This is a genomic window from Streptomyces lonarensis, from assembly GCF_012033735.1.
GTDB lineage: Bacteria > Actinomycetota > Actinomycetes > Streptomycetales > Streptomycetaceae > Streptomyces > Streptomyces lonarensis.
In genome coordinates this window covers 1-4,224 of record NZ_JAAVJD010000337.1, presented here as the reverse complement: position 1 = coordinate 4,224, position 4,224 = coordinate 1, and the positions used below count along the sequence as shown (strand labels likewise).

Below are 4,224 nucleotides of genomic sequence, written 5' to 3'. Positions count from 1 at the left end.
GCGCCCCGGAGCGGGGCGCGGGCGGCGGCGTGAGGTGTCGTGCGGCGGGGCGGACGCAGCTCAGGCGGGCTGGGCGGCGGAGGCGATGCGCTCCGCGCGCAGCGCGTCGTACCAGCGGTCGTCGACCGGCGGCAGGGCGTTGACGTCCAGCGCCAGCTTCAGCAGGTGGTCCGCGACCAGTGGGTTGCGGGCGAGGACCGGGCCGTGGAGGTAGGTGCCGAAGACCGTGTCGTTCCACGCCCCCTCGTTGCCGTCGCCGATGCCGTTGCCCTTGCCCAGGCGGACGGTGGCCAGCGGGCGGGCGCCGGGGCCGATGTGGGTGACGCCCTGGTGGTTCTCGAAGCCGGTCAGCTCCGGGAGGCCGAGCGCGGGGTCGACGTCGGCGAGGACGTCACCGACGCACCGTTCGGCCTCGCCGCGGACGCTGACGACGTCGAGGAGGCCGAGCCCCGGCTCGGGGTTGCCGAGGTCGTTGACGAACTCGTGGCCGAGGATCTGGTAGCCGGCGCAGACCGAGAAGACGATGGCGCCGTTGTTCACGGAGCGCTGGAGTCCGCCGTCGCGCCGCAGCCGTTCGGCGGCGAGCCGCTGCGGGCGGTCCTCGCCCCCGCCGATCAGGTAGATGTCGCCCGAGGTCGGGATCGGCTGGTCGGAGCGGACGTCGATCCGGTCGACCTTGAGCCCGCGCCGCCGGGCGCGGCGCTCCACGACGAGCACGTTGCCCTGGTCGCCGTAGGTCGACAGCAGGTCGGGGTAGATCCACACCACGCGGAGGCTGGTGTCACTCATGGCTTGACGTCCCTTCGGGTGGGAGAGGGTCAGTTGCCGACGACGCGGCGGACGTCCTGGAAGGCGGTGTAGTTGGCGATCAGTTCGATCCTGCCGGGCGGCAGGGCGCCGATCGCCTGCTGGAGGGTGTCGTGGACCGTGAACTCCAGCCCGGCGACCTCCAGTCGGACCGCGAGGTCCAGGCGCCGGTCGCCGATCACGGCGATCGGGTGGCCGGCGAGCCGGGTGTAGTCGACGTCCCACAGCCAGGAGGTGTCGGTGCCGTCGGCGCCCCGCGCGTTGACCGAGAGCACCACCGGGGTGGGCGGCGGGTCGATCAGCGAGAACGTCTCCAGCCAGCCGGCCGGGTTCTTCGCCAGCAGCAGCCGCAGCTCGCGGTTCTGGTAGGTGACCACGTCGTAGCGGCCGGCGACCGCGGCGACGGAGTACATCCGCTCCAGGGCGACCTGGGGCGCGATGCCGAAGACCGCGGCGACGGCCGCGGAGGAGGCGGCGTTGGCCTTGTTGGCGCGGCCCGGCAGCTGGAGGTGGATCGGCCAGGCCGACCCGTGCGGGTCCAGGACGTGGTCGCCGGAGAGCACCCAGGTCGGCTGGGGGCGGGCGAACCCGCACTCCCCGCAGACGAACCCGTCGTCCGGGCGCTGGAGCACCCCGCCGCAGGCGGGGCAGGACCAGGCGTCGTCCTTCCACTCCTGCCCGGCGGCCACCCACACCACGTGGGCGGAGGAGGAGGCGGCCCAGACGACCAGCGGGTCGTCGCAGTTGGCGACGATGGTGGCCTTGGAGCCCTCCAGGCCGGTGCGCCAGTGCTCGGCGAGCATCCGGGTCTCGGCGGCGCGGTCCAGCTGGTCGCGGGAGAGGTTGAGCAGCGCGATGACCTTGGGCTCGACGTCGCGGGCGACGCCGGCCAGGTACTTCTCGTCAACCTCGATGACTCCGTAGCGCGCGTCGGAGCCCCCGGCCAGGGCGGAGGTGATACCCGCGGGCATGTTGGCGCCCAGCGCGTTGGAGACCACCGGTCCGCCGGCGCGCAGCGCCTCGGCGATCAGCCGGGTGGTCGTGGTCTTGCCGTTCGTCGCCGACACCAGCACCACGTCGAGGTGCCCGGCCAGACGGGCGAGCAGGTCGGGGTCCAGCTTCAGGGCCACCCTGCCCCCGATCACCGACCCGCTACCGCGGCCCGCGGCCCGGGACACGGCTGCCGCTGCCTTACCCGCCGTCACTGCCAACCTGGCGCGCGGCGACAGCGGTTCAGTGCTCTCCGTCATCGTCTCTCTTCCTCCTTGCCCCTTGGTGGGGCCCACCCTATCGACCTCGGGGAGTGCCTCTGCCGCGCGGCGCCGCGGCGGAAGGAGTGGCGTGCGGCACGGAGGGCGGCGCGGGGGTGCGCGCGCGGGGACCGTCCGCGGCTTTCACCCCACCGTTCACCCATATGATCGGATCAACTGTTGTGTACCGATGGTGCGCATTACGGTGCGGAGAGTGACCTGCGTGCCGCAACATCGGGAGTTCCCATGATCTTGTCCGTCTCCGGCGTCGTCCTCCTCGGAGTCATCATGTTCCTCTTCTTCCGCAAGGACGGGATGAAGCCGCTGCACGCGGCCGTCTGCGCCATGTTCGGCTTCTACCTCGCCGGCACGGCCATCGCGCCGAGCATCCAGGCCGGGAGCGACAGCCTCGCCAGCCTCCTCGGCGGCATCGCCCCCTGACCCGTCCGAGCCCGGTGGGGGCGGGAGCGGTCCGCTCCCGCCGACGCCGGCCCGCTCCCGGCGGAGGTGCCCGGTGCTGGCGAAGATCCGTTCCCTGTCCACGCGCGCCGGCGAGCTGGCGGAGGCCGTCCGCAACCCGAACGACCTCGGCTCCCCGTCCGCCCTGCCCCGCCTGCTGTGGGCGGGACTGGGCGGCCTGGCCCGCGGCGCGCTCGCGCGGTGGCGCGCGACCCCCCGCGACCGCCGGCTGCCGCTGGCGGCGGTCGTCGTCTCGGGGGCGGCGCTGGTGTGGCTGATGCCGCACGGCCCGCTGCTCGCGGGATGCGCCCTGCTCCCGATCGCGGTCGTCTGCGGCCGCCGCGCCGAGCGGGGCGGCGCGGCCCGCGCGGCCGAGGCCGCCGCCGAGGCGGAGGAGCGGGCCGCACGGCTCCGCGTCGTCTACGAGGCGCTCGTCCCGTTCTTCGGCGCGCCCGAGGGCTGCACCGCGGACCCGGCCTACACCTACGGCGGCCGCTGGGAGGACGTCGTGAGCGACCACGCCTTCGACGGCGACCGCGTCACGGCGCTCTGCCTGCGCTACCCGGCCCACTTCCCCGACGGCGACGCCGAGGCGCGCGCCCGCGTCGAGGAGGTGCTCGCCGCCAAGACCGGCCGTGAGCGCGAGCTGCGGATGTGCTGGGACCGGGAGCACAACCGGCTCCGGCTGGAGGTGCTGCCGCCGCTGCCCGACGGCGTCTGCGCGCAGCGGTTCGTCACCGGCCCCGGCGAGGCGGTCCTGGGGTTCACCGACGCCGACGCGGTCGACCGCACCGTGCCCGTCGCGGCCGGACCCCACGGCGAGGAGGTGACCGACGCCGCCCCCGTCGTCTGGCGCACCGGCTCCCGGGCGCCCGCCGCGCACCTGCTGGCGACCGGCGGGCCGGGGTCGGGCACCACCTCGCTGCTGCGCTCCCTCGCGCTGCAGGCGCTGGACGACGGCGACGTCCTGCTGGTGGACGGCAGCGGCGCGGGCGAGTTCGCGTGCTTCACCGGCCGGCGCGGGGTCCTCACCGTGGAGTCCTCCCCCACCGGTGCCGCCGCCGCCCTGGAGTGGGCGACGGTGGAGACCGAACGCCGGCTCGCCGAACTCGCGCGGGCGCGGCAGGCCGCGGTGGCGGACCACCCCTGCCCGCTGCGGCCGCTGTGGATCGTGGTCGACCGCCCCGCGCTGCTCGCCCACCGCGCGCGGACCGCGGGCGTCCGCGACCCGCAGGAGCTGCTGGAGGTGCCGCTGCGCCACGGCCGGGCGGCCGAGGTGACGGTGGTCGTCGCCGAACAGCTGGACGGCCTGGCGTCGCTGGGGCCGGCCGTGACGGGGTGCACCGAGGCACGGGTGGTGCTCGGACCGGTTCCCCCCGCCCTCCTGCACGAGCTGCTGGGCGGAGCACCGGTCTCCACCCCGCCGCCGGGGGCCACGCCCGGCCGCGGCTACGCCCGGCCGGCACCGGGCACCCTGCTGCGCCTCCAGGTTCCGGCGGCGCCCGATCCCTACGACGACACCACCGACGAGCGGCAGCGGCGCGCCGTCCTGGCACTGCTGCCGGAGCGGCCCGGCGCGCCGGAGACCGGGACGCCGGGGACCGGGACGCCGGGGACGGCCGGCGAGGAGCAGCGAGCCGCGGGGGTCAGGTGATCCAGCTGCCCGGCACCTGGGTCGCCCCCGCGCCGCCGCGCAGCAGCGCGGCGG

The 4,224-nt window shown here is 75.6% G+C and carries 4 protein-coding genes; 2 read left to right on the top strand and 2 right to left on the bottom strand.

The annotated features are described in order from the left end of the window. Positions 1 to 60 precede the first annotated feature (60 nt). Together HCN56_RS24020 and HCN56_RS24015 are read right to left on the bottom strand one after the other, a co-directional pair. A complete protein-coding gene (locus HCN56_RS24020) occupies positions 61 to 789 on the bottom strand; it encodes a type 1 glutamine amidotransferase (RefSeq protein ID WP_167974517.1) in 729 nt (242 codons plus the stop codon). Positions 790 to 818: 29 nt separating this feature from the next. Further along, positions 819 to 2,057, bottom strand: a complete 1,239-nt coding sequence (locus HCN56_RS24015) for a MurT ligase domain-containing protein (RefSeq protein ID WP_167974516.1) — start codon at positions 2,055 to 2,057, stop codon at positions 819 to 821. Positions 2,058 to 2,303: 246 nt separating this feature from the next. On the opposite strand from HCN56_RS24015, the gene HCN56_RS24010 reads away from it, so the two are divergent. Further along, a complete protein-coding gene (locus HCN56_RS24010; protein ID WP_167974514.1) occupies positions 2,304 to 2,498 on the top strand; it encodes a hypothetical protein in 195 nt (64 codons plus the stop codon). 73 nt (positions 2,499 to 2,571) lie between these two features. Further along, positions 2,572 to 4,170 (top strand): hypothetical protein, encoded by a 1,599-nt coding sequence (locus HCN56_RS24005; RefSeq protein WP_209313126.1) that lies wholly within the window; start codon positions 2,572 to 2,574, stop codon positions 4,168 to 4,170. Positions 4,171 to 4,224: the final 54 nt, after the last annotated feature.

What these genes read in the sequence shown, in the direction of transcription:
- HCN56_RS24015 (WP_167974516.1), bottom strand. Translation starts at nt 2,057, where the DNA reads ATGACGGAGAGCACTGAACCGCTGTCGCCGCGCGCCAGGTTGGCAGTG.
- HCN56_RS24020 (WP_167974517.1), bottom strand. Translation starts at nt 789, where the DNA reads ATGAGTGACACCAGCCTCCGCGTGGTGTGGATCTACCCCGACCTGCTG.
- HCN56_RS24010 (WP_167974514.1), top strand. Translation starts at nt 2,304, where the DNA reads ATGATCTTGTCCGTCTCCGGCGTCGTCCTCCTCGGAGTCATCATGTTC.